Here is an 18,680-nt window from a genome sequence, read left to right as displayed (position 1 = left end):
CCGCCCGCCGTGTCCGTCACCGCACCCGCCCCGTTCCCGTCCGCACAACCGATCGGCGTGCGACAGCATCAAAGCGGGAGACGCGGACCGGGATCAAACAACCGAAGGGCACCTCACCACAACTCCTGGTTGTGCCCCAAGGGTGGCGGTATGGACCTCGACACCGTGCGGACCTTCGTCGTCGCCGCCGACGCGGGGCGGTTCCAGGACGCGGCCGCCGAACTGGCGGTCACCCAGCAGGCCGTCTCCAAGCGCGTCGCCGCGCTGGAGCGGGCCCTCGGGGTGCGGCTGTTCACCCGCACCCCGCGGGGCGCCGAACTGACCATCGACGGGCAGGCCTTCCTGCCCCACGCCCGCGAACTGCTGCGCACCGTCGAGCGGGCGGTCACGGCCGTCCGGGCGGACCGCCGTCCGCTGCGCGTCGACGTGATCAACTCGCGCGGCGCGGCGACGGGCCTGATGCGCGGGTTCCACCGGGCGCACCCCGAGGTCGAGCTCGACGTGGTGATGCTGGTCGAGATCGACGCGGCCATGGCCGCCCTCCGCTCCGGCGCGATCGACGCCACCTTCCGCGCCGTCACCGCGCCCGGCCGTCCGCTCCCCGAGGACGTGGAGGCCGTACGGGTGCTCGACGAGCCGCTCCAGCTCCTGACCGGTCCCGCCCACGCCCTGGCGGGCGCCCGGTCGGTCACCCTCGCCGGACTGGCCGGGCACCGGATCTGGATGCCCGGCGTCGTGCCCGGCACCGAGTGGACCGCCTACTACGACGACCTGGTCGCCCGGTTCGGGCTCACCCTGGAGGCGACGGGGCCCAACTTCGGCTCCGACGCGCTCCTCGACACCATCGCCGACACCCCGGCCCTGGCCACCTTCATGGGCGGGGGAACCCGGCTCGTCTGGCCGGCCGGCCACGGCCTGCGCCGGATCCCGGTGACCGGTCCGACACCGGTCTACCCGCACGCGCTGCTCTGGCGCCGCGACAACCCGCACCCGGGGCTGGCGGCCCTGCGCGCCCATCTCGCCACGGTGTCGGCGGGCGGAGCGGACCCGGACGGGACCTGGACGCCGGACTGGGTGATCCCGCGCTGACGCGGACGCGCGCCGGGCCCACGCGGAGGCCGCCCGGGCCGGCGCCCCCGCGGGGGCGCGGCCGGGCGGCCCGGGGAGGAGGTCAGCAGGGGCGGATGTGGTAGACCGGGGTCCAGGAGGCCGTCCCGCTGTCCTTGGCCACGTTGGACCAGCGCTCGCTGCCGTTCTGGTTGTAGAAGCGGGCCCGGGTGCCCGAGCTCTGGTTGTTGTTGAACGTGCCGTCGCCGACGCCGCCGAAGTCGTAGTAGCCGCAGTAGTAGTAGTCGTAGTTGTTGCCGAGGCCGTCCCTGATGCACAGGTGCCCGTTGGCGCAGTCCAGCGCCCGGCCGGGGGCGGCCAGGTCCCGCGTCTCGCTCTGGCCGGGGGCCCTGAGGACCAGGTCGCCGCCGGCGATGGAGAGCTTGTTCGCGGAGATCAGGCGGGCCTGCGGGTCGGCCGCGAGGACGGCGTCGACCCGCTGCCGGAGCTCGGCCGCCTGGGCGGCGGTCAGTCCTGCGGCGCGGGTCTGCTGGGTGAAGGTGCTCTGGGGTGAGGTCGAGGCCTGGGCGGTCAGTACCGGCCCCGCGATCAGTGCCGCGGTAGCGGTCATCATCGCCAGGATCCTGCGCGGTGACATGCGTGTTCCCCTCTTGTTTCGGCAGCCGGGAAGCCGACCGCTCGTGGCGGTGGCCCGGGAGTCGCGGAACTCATCCTTCCCAAGCGGGGCGGGGGGCTGAAGAGCGGAATCAGCCGGATCGCGGCTCTTGTACGGATACCTCGGGTGCTCCCCCGTCCCAGCGGGCACGGGAGTATCCGATCAGATGTGTGGTCCATGCATCATTGCGCCTGGCGGGGTCGGGTTTCCTCCCGCGCGGCGGGCCGGCCCGGAGCGGGTGGCGCGATGGGACGGGCCGCGTCGCCGCCACGCGGGTGGCCCGGGTGGCGGCGACGCGGGGGAAAGGTTTCGCTGGCGGCACGCACCTGTTCCGTTCCTCTCCGCCGGAGTCACCATGACCCCACCCCGGGACGCGCCTCGGCCGCGCCGCTCCAGGACGTCGCTCCTGCCCGTCCTGATCCCCCTCGCGGTCCTGATCGTGGCCGCGGTGGGCGTCGGGTCGTGGCTGCAGTACGCGGAGCGGCAGGCGGGCGACACCGTCCACACCGTCGGGTCCACCGCCGCCGACCGGGTGGACGTGGTGGCCACCGTCCAGCGGGTCGACGCCTCCGCCCGGGAACTGGTGCTCCGGGTCCGCGTCGTCCCGCGCGGCGGCCTCGGCGAGGAGGACGCGAGCGCCCCGGTGGCCGACCTGAGCCTCCAGACCTCCGCGGCGACCCTCGGCGACCTGGCGTTCACGGCGCACGAACGGCTCACGACCAGGGACGTGCAGGTCGCCCTCAGCGGCGGGTCGATCGCCGACTACCCGTTCGACACCTACGAGACCGACGTGGAGTTCCGGGCCGTGCTGGGCGGCCGACAGGTGCCGGTGCGGATGCTGTTCTCCAACAACGACCCGCTCTTCTCGGTCACCGCCGACCCCCTCTCCTCCCGCCAGGAGGCCGTCTTCGGGCTGTCGGTGGCCCGGTCCGGCAGCCTGCTCGTCTTCGCGGGGTTCATGATGGTGGTGATGTGGGCGCTGGCCGCGTCCGTGATCCTCGGGACCTGGTACCTGATGACGCGGGGCGAGGGGCTGGTCTGGCCGGCCCTGGCCTGGATGGCCGCCACCCTGTTCGCCCTCTCGGCCTTCCGCAACACCGCTCCCGGCACGCCGCCGATCGGCTGCGTGGTGGACTGGTTCGCCTTCCTGTGGGCCGAGACCGTCATCGCGCTCTGCCTGATCGCCGTGGTCGTCACCGGCGTCCGCTCCGCCCTCCGCCCGGACGACACCGGACGCCCCGGGTAGACGGGGTGCCCGGCCCGTCCGCCGCCCCGCTGCTGCCGGGGGCGGCGGACGGCGTCCCACCGGTCCCGGTGGGGCCGGCTCAGCAGAGGTTCAGGCCGGTGCGCCAGGAGTTCGAGTTGTCCACGTAGGGCGCGTACACCCAGCCCGAGGCGTTCCCGTACCAGCCGCCCCCGGTGTGGTACTCGTTGTCGATGTAATACCAGACGTTGCCCTGGTTGGAGATGTTCTCGCCGCGCTGCCAGCACACGATGTCGACGTAGTCCCCGGGGGCGAGGTCCGCGGCGACCTTCCCTGACGACGAGGTGTGGTCGGAGTACACGCCCACGCCGTGCGAGGTGCTCAGGCGGGTCCACCCGCTGGTGGCGGAGGCGGTGGTGATCCCCGTGGCCAGCGCACCGGCCGTGAGGGCCGCGACCGTCGCGGCCATGGCGCCGCGGCGCCCGAGAGCGAGCTTCATGGATGTCTCCTGTCGGAAGTCGGCTGCCGGGCCCTTCCGCGGGTCCGGCGACGGGGCCAACCATCGGCAGCCGCGCCGGTGTCCGACAAGGCCCTTCGACGTCCTGGGACAAGTTCGGACGGCCTCGGACGGGACGGTCCGCGGAGGGGGCCGGAGTTGGCCGGTCGCACCGCTGCGGGGCCGGGCCGGGCCCTCGTAGGATCCGGCGGGGCCGGCCGCGCGGGACACCTCGGGACGGGCCGGTCCAGGGGGACGGGACGGGGGAAGGCATGACGGTGCAGGAAGAGCGGGTTCCGCGACGGCCGGAGTCGGTCGCGGAGTTCATCGGGGAGTTACGGGCGCTCAAGATGGTGGAGGGCCTGTCCCTGCGGGAGTTGCAGCGGCGTACGGGGCTGCCCCGGTCCACGATCGCGCACGCGCTGCGCACGGACCGGCCGGCCCTCCCGCCCTGGGACCGGGTCGCCGGGCTGCTCGGGGCGCTGGGGGTGACGGAGGCGGAGCTGCCGGGCTGGAAGGCGACCTGGACCCGCCTCCGCCTGGCCCCGGCGGGCGCCCACCCGGAACGGCCCCCGGAACAGCCCCCGGAACAGCCGGGAGGGCCCGGGACGGCGCCCGGGGCGGGGGCCGGGACGGCGCCCGGGGCGGGGGCCGGGACGGCGCCCGGGGCGGGGGCCGGTGCCGGAGAGTCGGGTCGCGTGGCGGGGGCGGGGTGGCGGCCGGTGCGGCAGCGGCTCGCCGCGCACGTGGCGATCCTGGCGCTCGGGGCCTGCCTCGGGGCCGGCGCGGTGCTGGCACTGGCCGGGGGCGCCCCCGCCGGCGCCAAGGCCGGGTTCCCCGTGGAGGAACGGCCCTGCCCGTCCCCCACCGCGGACCCGCACCCCTCACCGCGGGCGCCGGCGGCGGGAACGGCCCGTACGGCGAAGGCGAAGGAGCCGCCCTCCCTGGCGGGCCGGGCCACCTCCGGACAGGAGGTCCTCGCCGGCACCGACGTGGTGCTGCCCGTACTGAACCCGGTGACCGAGGGGGACGCGCTGCTGGTCGCCATCATGCTGACGAGTTCCTGCCCCGGCCCGGTCGCGGTCACCGACACGCAGGGGGACACGTTCCGCGTCGTGGGCGACGAGACCGACGCCGCCCGGCACCGGACCCTGGTCCTGGCCGCCTTCGGGGCTCACCCGCTCGGCACGGCCGACTCGCTGCGCGCCACGTTCCCGCACGCGAGCAAGTACCACATCGCCGTCGACGAGTTCCGCGGCATCAGCGCGGCCGTCGGAACCGCGCCGCAGGCCCACGGCGAGACCGGCGGGACGGCCCCGTCGGCGGGCCTCCGCAGCCGGGCGAGGGACAGCTCGGCCGGGCCCGTGCCGAAGAGGACCGCGCTGACCCGCGCGTCGTCGGAGCCGGGCGGCCGGCCCACCCGGGAAGACGTCCCGCCGGGGCGGGACAGACAACCCTCCCCGCACCCCATAACCGGGGCTGCTGGGCGGCAGCAGGAACGTCTATTGGATGTGCGGCCGCCCGCCCGGCAGGCTTGATCCCATGCACCGGACAACGGAACACACGGGCGGCCAGGGCGACTTCGCGGCGGACGGCACCGGCATCGGTACCGGCGTCAGGGCCGCCATCGCGGCCGAGCGGCGGGAGCTGGCCGATCTCTTCGAGGGCCTGCGGGCCGACGCGTGGGACGCGCCCAGCCTGTGCGCGGGCTGGCGGGTCCGCGAGGTCGTCGCCCACATGTCGCAGGGGTTCCGGCTGTCGCTCCCCGCCACCCTCGGCGAGCTGGTCAGGGCCCGGGGGAGCCTGCACCGCATGACCGACCGCCTCGCCCGCAGGGACGCCGCCGCCCATACGGCGGGCGAGCTCTGCGCGTTCCTGCGGGACAACGCCGGCCATCCGTGGAAGCCGCCGGTCGGCGGGTTCCGCGCCGCGCTCGGACACGACGTGGTCCACGGGCTGGACATCACCGCCGCCCTCGGGATCGGCCGGCGCGTCCCCGAGGAGCGGCTGCGCGTCCTGCTGGAGGACGTGCGGCCCGGCGGGCTGAGGTTCTTCGGCGTCGACCTGCGCGGGGTGCGGCTGTGCGCCGAGGACGTGGACTGGTCCTACGGAACCGGGACGCCCCTGTACGGAGCCGCCCAGGACCTGGTCCTCGTCGCCTTCGGCCGGCGGGTGCCGCCCGGACGCCTGCGCGGCGAACCGGCCGGCCGCTTCACCGGACGGTGAGCGCGACGGCCTCCGTACCGACCCGCCCCCCTCCTGGCGCCGGCGCTGTTTCTCGGCGCCGAGTTCGCTCGCCCTGGCGGCGGCGGTACGCGGCCGGGCCCGGCTGACGGCCGGCGCCGCGGGGCTCCTGACCGTGGTCTCCTTCCTCGGGGACCGCCGCGCGCGCGGGGTGGCCTACTCGTGGCGGCTGCCGTAGGCGCCGAGGCGGACGCACGTGGCGCGGTCCACCGTCACCGGACGCTCGCGCAGGATCCCCCGGGCGCGGTGCTCGCCGAGGCTGGTCGCGTACCAGGGCGCGCCGCCGCGGCCGAGATCGTCGCGGATCCCCATCAGGGCGCAGGAGCGCAGGGGTTCGGGCAGCCGGTCCAGGGCGGGGGCGGCGTCCGCCGACAGGCCGCGCAGGTAGGCCAGGTCGATGCCGCCGTGCTGCTGGTGGCGGCGGACGCTGCTCTCGGCGACGATCCCGTCGGGTGAGGCCAGTCCGAAGGCGAGGACGGTCGCGGCCGCGGCGGCGACCACCGCGCGGGCCAGCCAGCGTCCGCCGGCCACGCCGGCCGCCATCAGCAGCACGATCACCAGTCCCAGCCACAGTTCCATCGTGACCACGGACAGCCGCAGCCTGGTCAGCCCGTACGCGTGGACGTAGAGGTCCATGCGGCGCACCGCGGAGGCGACGACGACCAGGGTCAGCAGGCACAGCGTGCCCAGCACCGCCCGGACCAGGCGCCGGTCGCCCGCCGTGTCGCGGGGGGCCCAGCGCAGGGCGAGGGCGATGACCGCGAGGACGAAGACGGTGGCCCACAGCAGCTGCCAGAAGCCCTGGCGCGCGTACTCGGCGTGCGTGAGCCCCGTGCTCTCCAGCACCTTGTCGTAGCCGCCGAAGAGCACGGCCAGCTGTACCGCGTTGAAGCCGGCGAAGAGCAGGTTCAGCAGGATCAGCGGCAGGCTCCACTCCAGTCGCGAACGGGCCGTGCCCGGCCCCGACCTGATCCTGTCCCAGCGGTGCGGGGCCGCCGCGCTGCGGGCGGCCGCGAGCGCCATGACCGTGCCGGAGAGGAAGAGCAGGATCCGCAACGGCCCCTCCCCCACGGGGACGTCGGGGACCAGACCGCCCAACAGGTCGGCGAAGGCCGCGTCGGCGGAGGCGAACAGCGACCCGAACAGCAGGAGCAGGGCCGCCGCCACCACGATGCCCTTGACCAGGGGCAGCCAGCGGTCCCGGCCCACTCCGCCGCCGCGCGCCCGGACGCCGGCCCAGGCCCAGCCGACACCGCTGACGGCACTGTCGACGAAGCCGAGCGGGCTGAGCAGCACCCCGGGCCAGCGGCGCGTGCCGTGCAGGGCCAGGGCGGCCAGGAGGACGGCGGCGAGGACCGCCAGGGTGGACGGCCAGGCGGAGTCGCGCAGCGCCGGCACCACGAGCAGCGCCACGCAGCCCGCGGCCCACACCAGGCTCCAGGGGCGGGCCCTGCGGCCGGCCGCACGGGCCGAGACGTACGCGGCCACCATGGCGGGAAGCGCGGCGAGCGGCAGCCCGGGGCCCACGCCGTCCCCGAGGACGACGGCGGCGGTGAGCCCGGCGGCGAGCGCGGCCACCAGGGTGGCGGTGCGGATCGGAGCGGCCGCGGCGGGCCGGATCCGGCGCCGGTCGGTGGCGGCCGCCCGCGCGGCGGCCGCTTCCTGGGCCTGGCGGCGCCTCAGGTGGTGCTGGTACGCCTGCCAGTCGGCCGGGTCGTGGCCCGGCAGCCCGGGCGCGGGTGGCGCGAACGGAGCCCGGGCGGGCCCTCCCGGGTCCGCCTGCTGGGCGTGTTCCGCCTGCTCGGCGTTGTCGGTGGCCTTCTCGGACATCGGTCCCTCCCCTGTTGCGGAGGGGACAGGTTAGGCCTGCGCCACAAGGTTTTGAACACATTCAACTGGGCCTTGTGGCAGGACCGTGACAAACCGCGACCGGGCGGAGGGGGCTCGGGAAACACCGCGGGGGCGGACCGACGACAGGGTCGGCCCGCCCCCGTGGCACGGGGCCGTCCCGGGATCAGGCGCCCAGGTGGCTGCCCTTGAGCCACTCCTTGTCGCCCTCCTTGGTGCAGTTGGAGCTGTAGACCGGGCCGGCGAACGACGGGAGGTTGTGCGGCACCGCGGCGAACGAGGAGCAGTTCGACGAGTAGGCCTTGTGACCGCCGGAGAAGTAGTCGATGTCGACCCCTTCGTTGGCCAGGGCGGCACCGGCCCCGCCCAGGAGGATGCCGGCGGCCAGGACGGAAGCGGTGACTGCGGAACGAATGCGCATGACTCCCCTAAGGATCGCTGAAACGACGCGCGGTCGGTATGCGCGTCGGCCGGTCCAACCGCCCAGCGCCCGGCGGGGGAACGGCCGTTCACTCCGATGCCACAGACGTATCGTTTCGCCTCCCTCCGGTCGCGCGGGGCCGATTGTCAGTGGCGGGTGCGAGGATCTGTTCATCGGTTCGGAAAAAGGGGGAGCGGACATGTCCGGAAACCAGAACTACATCAATCACGTCGCCCTTGTACTGGACGCCAGTTCGTCCATGTCGCACCTCAGCGGCAAGGTCGTCGAGGTCGCCGACCAGCAGATCGCCTATCTGGCCCGCCGTTCGCAGGAACTCGACCAGGAAACCCGCGTCACGGTGTACGTCTTCGCCAACTCGGTGGAATGCGTCATCTACGACAAGGACGTGCTGCGCATGCCGTCCCTGAAGCAGATGTACCGGGCCGGCGGAATGACGGCCCTGCTGGCGGCCACGCTGAAGTCGCAGCGGGAGCTGGCGCAGACGGCCCAGCTGTACGGGGACCACAGCTTCCTGACGTTCGTGCTGACGGACGGCCAGGAGAACGCCAGCCACCGCTGCCCGGACGCCCCGTCCCGGGACCCGAAGGCCCTGGTCGAGGCGCTGGCGACGATGATCCGGACGCAGCAGGACAACTGGACCCTGGCCGTGCTGGTGCCCGACCAGATGGGCAGGCGGGAGGCCATGCGGTGCGGTTTCCCGAAGGACAACATCGCCATCTGGGACGCCACCAGCACGCAGGGCCTGGAGGAGGCCGGACAGGTCATCCAGGAGGCCACCGAGAAGTTCATGGTGGGCCGCACGAAGGGCATCCGGGGGTCGCGGGCGGTGTTCTCCGCCGGCGCCGACGCGGTCAACGAGGCGACCATCAAGGCCGCGGGCCTCACCCCCGTGGACCGGACGGAGTACGAGCTGATCCCGGTGGCCCGCGATGCGGCGATCCGGGAATGGATCGTCGAATGCGGGCACACTTATCGCACCGGCGCCGCCTATTACCAGTTGAGCAAGTCGGAGAAGGTCCAGGCGCGAAAGCGGATCGCGGTTCTGGAGAAGAAGACGGACCGCGTGTACACGGGGCCCGAGGCGCGCGCCCTGCTCGGTCTGCCGGACGCGGAAGTGCGCGTCAAGCCGGACCACAACGACGAATTCACGATTTTCGTGCAGAGCACCAGCGTGAACCGGAAACTGGTGCCGAACACCCGGCTGCTGCTGATGGGCTGAGGCCGCCCGGGCCCGGGCCCGGCCCCGGCCCGGCCGCGCCCCGCCGGCCGGACCGGCGGGGCGTGGGCCGTGACGGCCCTGCCCGCTACGCCGCCTGGAGGGCCAGGGTCGGCGAGAGCCGGGCCGCCCGGACCGCCGGGTAGAGGCCGGCCAGGGTGCCGATGGCCAGGGTGGCCGCGAAGCCGCCGGTGACCGCCCACAGGGGGACCACCCAGGGGAGGTCGCCGGTGCGGGCGTACACCCCGGTGGCCGCGGCACCCAGGGCGATGCCCGCCAGCCCGCCGAGCCCGGACAGCAGCAGGGATTCCGTCACGAACTGGATGCGGACCTGGCCCCTGGTCGCTCCCAGCGAGCGACGCAGGCCGATCTCGTGGCGGCGCTCCAGCACCGAGATGATCATCGTGTTGGCGACTCCCACCCCGCCGACGAGGAGGGCGATCCCGCCCAGCCCGAGGAGGAGCGTGCTGAACGCGCCCTCGGTGGCGGCCTTTGCCTGCAGGGCGGCGGAGGGGTCGGTCACCGACACCGTGGTCGGGCTCTGCGGGTTGGCGGTCCGCGCGATCAGGGCGCGCACCTGTGCGACGCGGTCGTCCGAGGAGCGCTCGTACACGGCCGTGGGATGGCCGTCGAAGCCGAGCAGCTCCTCGGCCGCCTGCCAGCCGATCAGCGCCGAGCGTTCGATCTCGGGCGCGAGCGGGACCGGGTCCAGGACGCCGATGACGGTGAAGTACCGGCCGCCGATGAAGACCTGGCCGCCCGGGCCGCCGATGCCGAGCCGCTCCGCCGTGACGTGCCCCAACACCACGGAGGGGTAGCGGGAGGTGGCGTCGTTGAGCCACGTACCGGAGCGCATGCGGGCCCGCAGCACCCCCGGCAGGTCGTCCTTGACCGCCTTCACGGCGATGCCGCCGGTCTCCTCCTTGGGGATCTTCTCCGAGCGGCGGACCGACTCGGGTATGTCCCCCGTCGTCCCCACCGAGCGCACCCCCTCGATCCGGGAGACCATGCCGGGCGCCTCCTTGGGCAGTTTCGTGTCCTGGCCCGCGAACATGGACTGGCCGGGCGTGACGACCAGCATGTTCGTGCCCAGCTTCTCCAGCTCCGCCAGCAGCTTGGCCTGGCTGGAAGAGGACACGCCGACCACCGCGATCATCGTCGCGATGCCGATCGCGATCCCGAGGGCGGAGAGGAACACCCGCATCGGGCGCGAGCGGAGCCCGGCCGAGCCGACGTGCAGGACGTCGCGGGGGCCGAGACGGGACGGCCGGAGCCGGGCCGGGGCCGGTGCCGGTGCCGGTGCCGGTGCCTGACGGTTCACGACGGCTCCCCGTGCGGCTCTGCGTGCGGCTCCCCGTGCGGCTCGGGCGGCGGGTCCCCGTGCCGCTCGTCGGAGACGATCTCCCCGTCCCGGATCCGGACGGACCGGGGCAGGTTCGCCGCGATCTCCTGGTCGTGGGTGATCACGGCGATGGTGGCCCCGTCCCGGTTCAATTCGTGCAGCAGTTCCATCACCGACCGGCCGGACGCCGTGTCGAGCGCACCCGTCGGCTCGTCCGCGAGCAGCAGGTCGGGCTCCCCGGCCACCGCCCGGGCGATGGCCACCCGCTGCTTCTGCCCGCCCGACAGCTCGTGCGGCCGGTGTTCCATCCGGTCGCCGAGGCCCACCCGTTCCAGCGCGGCCGCCGCGCGGCGGCCGCGCTCGGCGCGGGAGAGGCCGGAGTAGAGCAGCCCCTCGGCGACGTTGGCCCGGGCGCTGATGCCCGGGACGAGGTGGAAGGACTGGAAGACGAAGCCGACGTGCCGGGAGCGCAGGGCGGACAGGGCCCGGTCCGACAGGGCCGCCACGTCGTGTCCGGCGATCGCGACCCGGCCGGCGGTCGGCCGGTCCAGGGTGCCGACGATGTGCAGGAGGGTGGACTTCCCCGAGCCGGACGGGCCGACGAGGGCGAGGAGTTCCCCGTCCAGGACGGTCAGGTCCACCCCGCGCAGCGCCTTGACGCCGCCCGGGTACTCCTTGGTGACGCCGGTCAGCTCCACGACCGGGCGGGCGTGAGGGGTGCGGCGGGGGTGCGGTGGGGTGGTCATGCGCTCGGCACCCCCACCCGCACGCCCTCCTTGAGGGCGTCTCCCTTGACCTCGACCCGGCCCTGGCCGAACATGCCGAGCTCCACCGGCACCTCCCTGACCCGGCCGTCCTCGACGACCTGGACGCCGAAGCCGCCGCCGGCGAGGGCGAGCAGGGCGTTGACGGGGACGGAGAGCACGTCCTTGCGGGTCTCGCCGGTCAGCCGGACCGACACCGGGGAACGGTCGGGGCCCACGACCGCGCCGGCGTCGTCGAGGGTCACGGTGACCTGGACCTTCGGCTTGCCGTTCCCGCCGCCCCCGCCCCCGCCCCCGCCGCCGGACCCGCCGGAACCGTTGCCCTCGCCGTCCGGGTCGGCGGTGGTGCCCACCGAGTCGATCTTCCCGGTGGCCGCTCCGCCGCCGGGCAGGGTCACGGTCACCGGGTCGCCGCTCTTCACCGTGCCCGCCTTGGCGGCGTCCAGCTGGAAGCGGACCATCCGCTCGGTGCCGGTCAGGGTGAGCACGGGCTTGCCCGGGCCGGGTTCGTCGCCGACCTGCGCGTCCCCCCGCTGGACCCGCTGCGGGCCGGAGGCGAAGGCGACGTCCTCCTTGCCGACCTCCCCGGTCTCGGGCGCCTTGTGGGCCTTCTGCCAGCGTTTGACGGCGGTGGCGGTGCCGGCCGTGAAGGCGGCGTCGGCCGGGTCGAGCCCGGTCCCGTACCCGAGGGCGACGAGGTTGCGCTTGAGCTGCTTGACGTCCTCGCCCTTGTCGCCCGTCTTCAGCTGCCGGTACATGGGCGTGGTCCCGTACATCAGGCGGACCGGCCGGCCGGCCACCTCGTACAGCCTGCCGTCCCGCTCGACGGCCGTGCCGGCGTCCGCGGCCCAGGTGAGGATGCCGGGGCCGGGCGCGTTCAGCCGGCGCTCCCGGGCGTAGCCGAGGGTGCCCTCGACGGTGAGGCCCGAGCCGAGGTCGCCGCGCCGGACCGGTTCGGTCCGCTGCGGCAGGCCGTCGCCCCGCGGGTCCTTCCGCGCCGCCGCGTCATCCCGGGGCTGGGCGGTCACGGCGTAGCCGCCGCCCGTGGCGGCGACGACGACGACGAGCGAGCCCAGCAGCCACTTGCCGCGCCGGTTCACGCGGCCCGGCACTTCTTCTGGGCCTCCTCGAAGGCCTGCTCCTGTCCTTCGGGGATCTTGGTGGCGCCCATCGCGTTGCCCTTGAAGTCCGGGTCCGGGACGTCGACGCCGTTGTCGCGCATGCACTTCGCCCACTTCAGGGCCTTGTCCTTGTCCGCCTGCGGCATCTCGCCGGTGCCGGGGGCCTGCATTCCGCAGGCCTCGAAGGCCTTCTTGACCGCCTCGGGGTCCTCGCTGCCGGTGCCGAGGGTCATCCCGCGCGGGTCCTGCCCGGGCTGGGGGTCGGGGGCCTCCATGCCGTGTTCGCGCAGGCACTTGCGTACCCGCAGGGCCTTGTCCGCGTCCTGGCCGCCGGAGCCGGACGCGGCGCTGCCCTTGCCGGAGGCTCCGGCGTTCTGCTGCGCGGAGCCGTCCTTCCCGCCGCCCGAGGGGCTGGCGCCGGTGCCCGTGCACGCGGTGACGAGGAGGGCCAGGCCGGTCACGACGGCGGCCGCGGTCATGTTCATGGTCGAGGATCGGTTCATGGGGCGGAGCCTGCCGGGGAGGTCGGTTTCGCTTCCTTCACCGGTCCTGTTTACGACGAGGAAACGCGGCCTTCGAGTAGAGAGGGCACATGCGAGTTCTGGTGGTGGAGGACGAGGAATTCCTCCGGGAGATGATCGCGGAGGGGCTGCGGCGTGACGCGCTGGCCGTCGACGAGGCCGGCGACGGGCCGGAGGCCCTGCGGCGGCTGCGGCTGGGCGAGTACGACGTGCTCGTCCTGGACCGCGACCTGCCCGGGCTGCACGGCGACGAGGTCTGCCGGCAGGTCGTGCGGGAACGCCTGCTGACGCGGGTGCTGATGCTGACGGCCTCGGGGACCGTGCGCGACCGGGTGGAGGGGCTGGGGCTGGGCGCCGACGACTACCTCACCAAGCCGTTCTCCTACGACGAGCTGCTGGCGCGGGTGCTGGCCCTGGGGCGGCGGGCGCATCCGGCGCTGCCGCCGGTGCTGGAGCGGTGCGGGGTCGCCGTGGACACGGCGCGGCGGACGGCGACCCGGGACGGGCGGCGGCTCGCGCTGTCGCGCAAGGAGTTCGCGGTGCTGGAGGCGCTGCTGCGGGCCGAGGGGGCGGTGCTGGGCAACGACGACCTGATCGAGCAGGTGTGGGAGCAGGACACCTCGTACCGGACGAACGCCGTCCGGGTCACGCTCAGCAAGCTGCGGGCGAAGCTGGGCGAACCGCCGCTGATCGAGACCGTGCCGGGGGCCGGCTACCGGATCGCCGATCCGTTGTGAGAGCGGTGCTCCGTTCCGAGCGCGCCCGTCTCACCGCGCTGTACGGGTCGCTGCTGGTCCTCGCCGGGGGCGGCCTGATCGCCCTGGTGAACGTCCTGCTGCGGGGCGGCCTGTACGCCCGGATCAGCGGCGCCGTCACCACGGCCGTGCCGCGCGGCGACTTCGAGAAGGCCCTGGCCGACGCGGGCAGGACGCCGGTCCCCGCCCAGTCGCTCCCGGCCGGCCAGGTCTTCGGCACCGAGCGGATCCAGGGGTACGCGGTCACCCGCAACCTCTCCACCGCCGTCGAGCAGGCCACCCTGCACGAGGTCCTGCTGGTCTCGCTGGTCGCCCTGGCCGTCTTCGCCGTGCTGTCGGTCTGGCTGGCGTGGTGGATGGCGGGCCGGGTGCTGCGGCCGGTGGGGGTGATCACCGAGACGGCACGCCGCCTGTCGGGGGCGAACCTGCACGAGCGGATCGGCCTCCGGGCCCCGCCCGGCGAGCTCAAGCGGCTGGCGGACACCTTCGACGGGATGCTCGACCGGATGGAGAGCCTGGTGGGCGCGCAGCGGCGGTTCGCCGCGAACGCCGCCCACGAGCTGCGCACGCCGCTGGCCGTGCAGCGGGCGGCGGCGGAGATCGGGCTGGCCGGGAACCCGTCGCCCGAGAAGGTGGCCCGGATCCGGGAGCGGCTCATCGGCGTCGCGGAATCCAGCGAGCACATGATCGAGTCGCTGCTGCTGCTCGCGGTGTCGGAGGAGGGCCTGGAGAGCACCGGGCCGGTGGACCTCGCGGAGCTGGCGGCGGCGGAGCTGGCCGCGGCGGAGGCGACGGCGGCCCACGAGGAGCCGGCGGTCGTCTCCCGTCTCGCACCGCTGACGGTCCGGGGCGACCGGGCCCTGCTGGAGCACCTGGTCCGCAACCTGCTGACCAATGCCGTCCGCCACAACCGGCCGGGCGGCCGGATCGAGGTGACGACGGCGCCGGACCCGACGGGCGGGGTCCTGAAGGTCTCCAACACCGGGCCGGTGATCGATCCGCAGGACGTGCCCCGGCTGCTGGAGCCGTTCCGCCGCCGGGCCGAACGCCGCCACACGGCGGGTGAGGGCGCCGGCCTCGGCCTCTCCCTCGTCGCCTCGATCGCCCGCGCGCACGGCGCCCGGCTGCGGGCGGAGGCGAATCCGGCGCCGGACGGGGGCATGACCGTCCGGGTCCGCTTCGGGGCGGCCGACGCGGGGGGCGAAACCTCCCTTTCGTCCCGTTCGCCCGGTGTGAGCCCTCCCACCCTTCCTTGACCGGGGCGGGCCGGGCTCCCTAGCGTCGAAAGGGCGACCGCAGACTCCCCCGGCGCGACCGCCTCGGCGGCCCCGGCCCCGGTGTCCCGTATGCGGACCGGAGCGGCACCGCGAGATCCGGCGACCGAACGCACCCGCAGAGGAAGAGCACGTCCATGGGCATGAGCAGCAGTTCCGCGCGCCGTCGGCGGACGGGCGCCGCGGTGGCGGCCACCGTCCTCGGCCTGCTGGCGGCGGCCGGCGGCCCGGCCCGCGCCGCGACGGACGCCTCCTCCCCCGGCCGGTCCCCGGCGGCGTCCTCCTCCCGGCCGGTCCACACCGCCGCCGTCCCGCAGGGCATATCCCGGCTGGCCAAGGGCACGGGACGGGACATCGCGATCACCGTCGACGACGGTCCCGACCCGACCTGGACCCCGCAGGTCCTGCGGGTGCTCCGGCAGAACCACGTCAAGGCCACCTTCTGCCTCGTCGGCACGCGGGCGCGGAAGTACCCGGAGCTGGTGCGGGAGATCGCGGCCGACGGGCACCAGCTGTGCGACCACTCCGCCGACCACGACGAGACGATGGACCACAAGCCGGTCGCCTACCAGCGGCAGCAGGTCCTGGACGGCAAGGCCATGATCGAAGCGGCCGTTCCGGGCGTCGCGGTGACCTACTACCGCGCTCCGGGCGGCGCCTTCACCCCCGAGAGCCGGGCCATCGCCGCGGCGCACGGGATGCGCCCGCTGGGCTGGAGCGTGGACCCCAGGGACTGGAGCCGTCCGGGTTTGCCCGCCATCCTCTCCGCGGTGGAGGACAAGCTGCCCGAGCGGCCCACGGTCCTGTTCCACGACGGCGGCGGCGACCGCAGCCAGACCGTGGCCGCCCTGGAGCAGTACCTCCCCTGGCTCAGGTCCCGGTCCTACACGTTCGCCTTCCCCACGCGGACGGCCCCCTGACCCACGCCCGTCAGCCCCGTCGGAACCACCGGCGCACTCCCGACGGCCCGGCGGTCGGCGCGGGCGGCGCGGTCGGTGCGGTCGGTGCGGGGGCGCCGAACGGCGGCAGCGTCCTGAAGCCGTCGTGAAGGGTCACGGTCGGAGTGATCCGGTGCAGCGCGGCCCGTACGAGGGTCAGCGGATGGTCGGGGAAATGCGCGTCCCACTCCTCGCGGTCGGCGACGTGGCAGGGCAGGCCTCCCTCGGCGCCGGGGCCGTACGGATGCGGGACGAAGTACCCCTCGGGGCCCGTCCGGGCCATGACCGCCGCCTCGCGCGTCCCGGTGACCGCCCCTTCGGCCGCCTGCACCTTGACCACGGCGCTGCATCCGGCGCGCGGGATCGTCCACGAGGCGAGGAAGACCTGGCCGCGGCCCCCCGGCCGGGGCACCTTGACCAGCTGCCGGACGGCGGGAACGGTGTCCACCTCGCCCAGCCCGGCCTCGATCAGCGCTCCTCCGGCCGAGGCGACGGACCGGGCCAGCCCGTGGCGCAGCCTGTCGGGCTCGCTCAGCGGCGCCGGCAGGTCGGGGGCGAGCCCGAAGAAGTGGACCGACAGGACGCGGCCCCGCTCGTCGGTCCACACTCCCGGCTCCTGTTCGGTGAAGCCGGTGAGATCCAGGCCTGTGATGGGTGTCATGCCCGCATCATCCCAGCCGGCCGGCCGCCCTCGTCGGGGACGGCCGCCGGGGCCGGGGCATACTGGGGCGCGGCCGATTCGAACATCATCCGCTCAACAGTCCCCGGCCCGGGGCCTCACCGCCCGGTCGGCGGTCATGTCCCAGCCTCCCGCGAGGAGTTTCACGCGCATGTCGACACCCCCTCAGCCGCCGCCGTACCCGCAGGAGCCGTACGGGCAGCCGGGTCCCTACGGCCAGCCCGGAGCGTACGGCCAGCCGGGGCAGCCGGGAACGCCCGGGCCGGCGACGCCGTACGGCGGTCCGCAGGGCTGGTACCCGCCGCAGCCGCAGAAGACCAACGCGCTGGCGATCGTGGCGTTCGTGATGTCGCTGGTCTGCGCGATACCGACGGTTCCGGTGATCCTCGGCATCGTCGCCCTCTCCCAGACCCGCAAGAACAACGAGAAGGGCCGGGGCCTGGCCATCGCGGCCATCGTCATCCACGGCCTGACCCTCGCGTTCTACGCGGTCTTCGTCGTCCTCGGCCTGTCGGGGGCGCTCGACGAGGCCCCCAAGCCGCACCGTGACACCCAGGGGCAGGTCACGACGCCGGGTTCCAGCAAGGTGGAGGACCTCCGCAAGGGGGACTGCTTCAACACCGATGACGACCTGGCGAAGACGGAGAAGGGCGACGGCACCCAGGCCCGCCTGTCGGTGCGGACCGTGCCCTGCAGCCAGCCCCACGAGGGCGAGGCCTACGCCGTCGTCACCCTGGACGGCACCGTGTTCCCCGGCGCGGACAAGGTCGTCAAGACCTCCGAGGAGAAGTGCGGAGGAACGGCACTGACCGACTACGTCGGCGACGCCGCGCAGCTGTCGAAGGGCCTGGAGGTCTTCTACTACTACCCGCAGCCCAGCAGTTGGGCCCTGGGCGACCGTACGGTCACCTGCTTCCTGGGCACCGCCAACGGCACGAGCACCGGCTCCGCCCGCGCCGCCGGCTCCTGACCCTCCGCGGGACTTCGGCCGAGGCGGGTCGCCGTCGCAGCGGCGACTTCGACCCCCCGGAGGCACCACGGCCGCCGTCCTCGCGCGGCGCGCCTCGGGGCTGCGGGCGGCCGGGGGTGGAGGATCTGGCCATGAGACCGTCCGACGCCCCGCCGTTCCCGTCCCCGCGCCGCGCCCGGGCGGCGGCACCGTGAGCGCCGGGCCGCCGGGAGGCCGCTACGGCGAGGCCGTCTTCCCTCCCGGAGAGGCGGGCGAGGGCGAGCGGATCGACTTCGGCGCCCTCGCCTACGACGACGTCACCATGGCCCGGCTGCGCGCGCTCGGCGTGGGTCCGGGGTGGCGGTGCCTGGACGTGGGGGCCGGCACGGGTACCGTCTCGCGGCGGCTGCTGGAGGACGCCGGGGTGGCGGGTGTACTCGCCGTCGACCGTGACGTGCGGTTCCTCCGCGAGCGGCCCGGGCTGGAGGTGCTGCGGGCGGACGTCACCGGTCCGGACTTCGCCCCCGGCCGCCGATTCCGGCTGGTGCACGCGCGGTTCGTCCTGATGCACCTGCCCGAGCGGGAGCGGGTCGTCGCGGCCCTGGCCGAGCACGTCGAGCCCGGCGGTGTGCTGGTGCTCAGCGACGCGGTCGACCTGACGAGCGACCTCGCGCCCCGCACCCCGTACACGGACGCGATGCGGGCGATGTGGCAGGGGCTGCGGGCCACGATCGGGACGGACGTGTCAGGGGTGCCGTCCTACCCGCAGCTGCTGCGCGCGGCGGGGCTCGGGTCCGTCGCCGCCGAGATGTACGTGCCGCCGCTGGAGCCGGGCAGTCCCATCAGCCGCTTCTGGGCGGACACCTGGGAGCGCAGCCGCGCCGCGATGCTCGGCACCGGGCTGGTGGACGCGGCCGCCGTCGACGCGGCGGTCCGTTACCTGGACTCCGGGGAGTGCGCCGCGCTGTCGGCCGGCATGCTCACGGCGTGGGGCCGCAAGCCGCAGGCCGCCGCCCCGGGCTGACCCCCTCCGTCCACTCCGGGCGGCGGAGACGTGGGGGGGGGAAGGAGGAGGCGTGCAGCATGTGCCCCCCACAGCCGGAGGCTGTTCACGGGTTGTGTTGTTGGGCTTCCTCCCCCCCCCCTCCCCTCCCCCCCTTTGCC

Annotated in this window: 19 protein-coding genes; 10 read left to right on the top strand and 9 right to left on the bottom strand. The window is 74.6% G+C overall.

Annotated features, from left to right (window positions below; translation table 11 throughout):
* Nucleotides 1-150 precede the first annotated feature (150 nt).
* Nucleotides 151-1,089: a LysR family transcriptional regulator gene (locus ACZ5NJ_RS29070; RefSeq protein WP_468768577.1), complete on the top strand. Its 939-nt coding sequence runs from the start codon at nt 151-153 to the stop codon at nt 1,087-1,089.
* Between the two features lie 82 nt (nt 1,090-1,171).
* Here the strand turns inward: ACZ5NJ_RS29070 and ACZ5NJ_RS29065 are convergent, their stop codons facing one another.
* On the bottom strand, nt 1,172-1,681 hold the full coding sequence (locus ACZ5NJ_RS29065; RefSeq protein WP_468768575.1) for a hypothetical protein: 510 nt from the start codon (nt 1,679-1,681) through the stop codon (nt 1,172-1,174).
* A 397-nt stretch (nt 1,682-2,078) separates the two neighbouring features.
* Here ACZ5NJ_RS29065 and ACZ5NJ_RS29060 point away from each other — a divergent pair, with 397 nt between their 5' ends.
* Entirely contained in the window at nt 2,079-2,969 is an 891-nt protein-coding gene (locus tag ACZ5NJ_RS29060) for a DUF4436 family protein (RefSeq protein ID WP_468768573.1), read from the top strand.
* Nucleotides 2,970-3,048: 79 nt separating this feature from the next.
* On the opposite strand, the gene ACZ5NJ_RS29055 is transcribed toward ACZ5NJ_RS29060, so the two are convergent.
* Nucleotides 3,049-3,426: a hypothetical protein gene (locus ACZ5NJ_RS29055; RefSeq protein WP_468768571.1), complete on the bottom strand. Its 378-nt coding sequence runs from the start codon at nt 3,424-3,426 to the stop codon at nt 3,049-3,051.
* Between the two features lie 269 nt (nt 3,427-3,695).
* Here ACZ5NJ_RS29055 and ACZ5NJ_RS29050 point away from each other — a divergent pair, with 269 nt between their 5' ends.
* The gene (locus tag ACZ5NJ_RS29050; RefSeq protein ID WP_468768569.1) at nt 3,696-4,961 is read left to right on the top strand and encodes a helix-turn-helix domain-containing protein; all 1,266 of its coding nucleotides are present in this window, start codon (nt 3,696-3,698) and stop codon (nt 4,959-4,961) included.
* A gap of 4 nt (nt 4,962-4,965) precedes the next feature.
* Complete coding sequence (locus ACZ5NJ_RS29045; protein WP_468768568.1) at nt 4,966-5,649, top strand: maleylpyruvate isomerase family mycothiol-dependent enzyme; 684 nt, start codon at nt 4,966-4,968, stop codon at nt 5,647-5,649.
* Nucleotides 5,650-5,823: 174 nt separating this feature from the next.
* On the opposite strand, the gene ACZ5NJ_RS29040 is transcribed toward ACZ5NJ_RS29045, so the two are convergent.
* Together ACZ5NJ_RS29040 and ACZ5NJ_RS29035 are read right to left on the bottom strand one after the other, a co-directional pair.
* Nucleotides 5,824-7,497, bottom strand: a complete 1,674-nt coding sequence (locus ACZ5NJ_RS29040; protein ID WP_468768566.1) for a DUF4153 domain-containing protein — start codon at nt 7,495-7,497, stop codon at nt 5,824-5,826.
* Nucleotides 7,498-7,681: 184 nt separating this feature from the next.
* Nucleotides 7,682-7,936, bottom strand: coding sequence for a hypothetical protein (locus ACZ5NJ_RS29035; protein ID WP_468768564.1), 255 nt, complete (start codon nt 7,934-7,936; stop codon nt 7,682-7,684).
* Between the two features lie 199 nt (nt 7,937-8,135).
* Between ACZ5NJ_RS29035 and ACZ5NJ_RS29030 the strand changes: the two genes are divergently transcribed.
* Nucleotides 8,136-9,176 (top strand): vWA domain-containing protein, encoded by a 1,041-nt coding sequence (locus ACZ5NJ_RS29030; protein ID WP_468768562.1) that lies wholly within the window; start codon nt 8,136-8,138, stop codon nt 9,174-9,176.
* A gap of 85 nt (nt 9,177-9,261) precedes the next feature.
* On the opposite strand, the gene ACZ5NJ_RS29025 is transcribed toward ACZ5NJ_RS29030, so the two are convergent.
* The 4 genes from ACZ5NJ_RS29025 to ACZ5NJ_RS29010 are packed head-to-tail and all read right to left on the bottom strand — an operon-like array spanning nt 9,262 to nt 12,903.
* Nucleotides 9,262-10,494, bottom strand: a complete 1,233-nt coding sequence (locus ACZ5NJ_RS29025) for an ABC transporter permease (RefSeq protein WP_468768561.1) — start codon at nt 10,492-10,494, stop codon at nt 9,262-9,264.
* Entirely contained in the window at nt 10,491-11,261 is a 771-nt protein-coding gene (locus ACZ5NJ_RS29020) for an ABC transporter ATP-binding protein (protein WP_468768559.1), read from the bottom strand. Before ACZ5NJ_RS29020 ends, ACZ5NJ_RS29025 begins: the two co-directional genes overlap by 4 nt.
* Nucleotides 11,258-12,391, bottom strand: a complete 1,134-nt coding sequence (locus ACZ5NJ_RS29015) for a peptidoglycan-binding protein (protein WP_468768557.1) — start codon at nt 12,389-12,391, stop codon at nt 11,258-11,260. The genes ACZ5NJ_RS29020 and ACZ5NJ_RS29015 overlap by 4 nt, the downstream gene beginning before the upstream one ends.
* Complete coding sequence (locus ACZ5NJ_RS29010) at nt 12,376-12,903, bottom strand: hypothetical protein (protein WP_468768556.1); 528 nt, start codon at nt 12,901-12,903, stop codon at nt 12,376-12,378. The genes ACZ5NJ_RS29015 and ACZ5NJ_RS29010 overlap by 16 nt, the downstream gene beginning before the upstream one ends.
* A gap of 89 nt (nt 12,904-12,992) precedes the next feature.
* Here ACZ5NJ_RS29010 and ACZ5NJ_RS29005 point away from each other — a divergent pair, with 89 nt between their 5' ends.
* From ACZ5NJ_RS29005 to ACZ5NJ_RS28995, 3 genes are all read left to right on the top strand, one after another.
* Entirely contained in the window at nt 12,993-13,658 is a 666-nt protein-coding gene (locus ACZ5NJ_RS29005; RefSeq protein WP_468768555.1) for a response regulator transcription factor, read from the top strand.
* Nucleotides 13,659-13,663: 5 nt separating this feature from the next.
* Nucleotides 13,664-14,932: a sensor histidine kinase gene (locus ACZ5NJ_RS29000; RefSeq protein ID WP_468768553.1), complete on the top strand. Its 1,269-nt coding sequence runs from the start codon at nt 13,664-13,666 to the stop codon at nt 14,930-14,932.
* Nucleotides 14,933-15,093: 161 nt separating this feature from the next.
* On the top strand, nt 15,094-15,870 hold the full coding sequence (locus ACZ5NJ_RS28995) for a polysaccharide deacetylase family protein (protein ID WP_468768551.1): 777 nt from the start codon (nt 15,094-15,096) through the stop codon (nt 15,868-15,870).
* Between the two features lie 10 nt (nt 15,871-15,880).
* Here the strand turns inward: ACZ5NJ_RS28995 and ACZ5NJ_RS28990 are convergent, their stop codons facing one another.
* Entirely contained in the window at nt 15,881-16,549 is a 669-nt protein-coding gene (locus ACZ5NJ_RS28990; RefSeq protein WP_468768549.1) for a hypothetical protein, read from the bottom strand.
* A gap of 169 nt (nt 16,550-16,718) precedes the next feature.
* Here ACZ5NJ_RS28990 and ACZ5NJ_RS28985 point away from each other — a divergent pair, with 169 nt between their 5' ends.
* Nucleotides 16,719-17,537 carry a DUF4190 domain-containing protein gene (locus tag ACZ5NJ_RS28985; protein WP_468768548.1) on the top strand — a complete coding sequence of 273 codons (819 nt, stop codon included), beginning with the start codon at nt 16,719-16,721 and terminating at the stop codon, nt 17,535-17,537.
* 190 nt (nt 17,538-17,727) lie between these two features.
* On the top strand, nt 17,728-18,540 hold the full coding sequence (locus tag ACZ5NJ_RS28980; protein WP_468768546.1) for a class I SAM-dependent methyltransferase: 813 nt from the start codon (nt 17,728-17,730) through the stop codon (nt 18,538-18,540).
* Nucleotides 18,541-18,680 lie beyond the last annotated feature (140 nt).

The sequence above is a fragment of the Streptomyces sp. NPDC032091 genome (assembly GCF_055580265.1).
Note: the sequence above shows the minus strand (reverse complement) of the source record. Positions and strands in the feature narration are given on the sequence as shown.

What these genes read in the sequence shown, in the direction of transcription:
- ACZ5NJ_RS29070 (WP_468768577.1), top strand. Translation starts at nt 151, where the DNA reads ATGGACCTCGACACCGTGCGGACCTTCGTCGTCGCCGCCGACGCGGGG.
- ACZ5NJ_RS29065 (WP_468768575.1), bottom strand. Translation starts at nt 1,681, where the DNA reads ATGATGACCGCTACCGCGGCACTGATCGCGGGGCCGGTACTGACCGCC.
- ACZ5NJ_RS29060 (WP_468768573.1), top strand. Translation starts at nt 2,079, where the DNA reads ATGACCCCACCCCGGGACGCGCCTCGGCCGCGCCGCTCCAGGACGTCG.
- ACZ5NJ_RS29055 (WP_468768571.1), bottom strand. Translation starts at nt 3,426, where the DNA reads ATGAAGCTCGCTCTCGGGCGCCGCGGCGCCATGGCCGCGACGGTCGCG.
- ACZ5NJ_RS29050 (WP_468768569.1), top strand. Translation starts at nt 3,696, where the DNA reads ATGACGGTGCAGGAAGAGCGGGTTCCGCGACGGCCGGAGTCGGTCGCG.
- ACZ5NJ_RS29045 (WP_468768568.1), top strand. Translation starts at nt 4,966, where the DNA reads ATGCACCGGACAACGGAACACACGGGCGGCCAGGGCGACTTCGCGGCG.
- ACZ5NJ_RS29040 (WP_468768566.1), bottom strand. Translation starts at nt 7,497, where the DNA reads ATGTCCGAGAAGGCCACCGACAACGCCGAGCAGGCGGAACACGCCCAG.
- ACZ5NJ_RS29035 (WP_468768564.1), bottom strand. Translation starts at nt 7,936, where the DNA reads ATGCGCATTCGTTCCGCAGTCACCGCTTCCGTCCTGGCCGCCGGCATC.
- ACZ5NJ_RS29030 (WP_468768562.1), top strand. Translation starts at nt 8,136, where the DNA reads ATGTCCGGAAACCAGAACTACATCAATCACGTCGCCCTTGTACTGGAC.
- ACZ5NJ_RS29020 (WP_468768559.1), bottom strand. Translation starts at nt 11,261, where the DNA reads ATGACCACCCCACCGCACCCCCGCCGCACCCCTCACGCCCGCCCGGTC.
- ACZ5NJ_RS29010 (WP_468768556.1), bottom strand. Translation starts at nt 12,903, where the DNA reads ATGAACCGATCCTCGACCATGAACATGACCGCGGCCGCCGTCGTGACC.
- ACZ5NJ_RS29005 (WP_468768555.1), top strand. Translation starts at nt 12,993, where the DNA reads ATGCGAGTTCTGGTGGTGGAGGACGAGGAATTCCTCCGGGAGATGATC.
- ACZ5NJ_RS28995 (WP_468768551.1), top strand. Translation starts at nt 15,094, where the DNA reads ATGAGCAGCAGTTCCGCGCGCCGTCGGCGGACGGGCGCCGCGGTGGCG.
- ACZ5NJ_RS28990 (WP_468768549.1), bottom strand. Translation starts at nt 16,549, where the DNA reads ATGACACCCATCACAGGCCTGGATCTCACCGGCTTCACCGAACAGGAG.
- ACZ5NJ_RS28985 (WP_468768548.1), top strand. Translation starts at nt 16,719, where the DNA reads ATGTCGACACCCCCTCAGCCGCCGCCGTACCCGCAGGAGCCGTACGGG.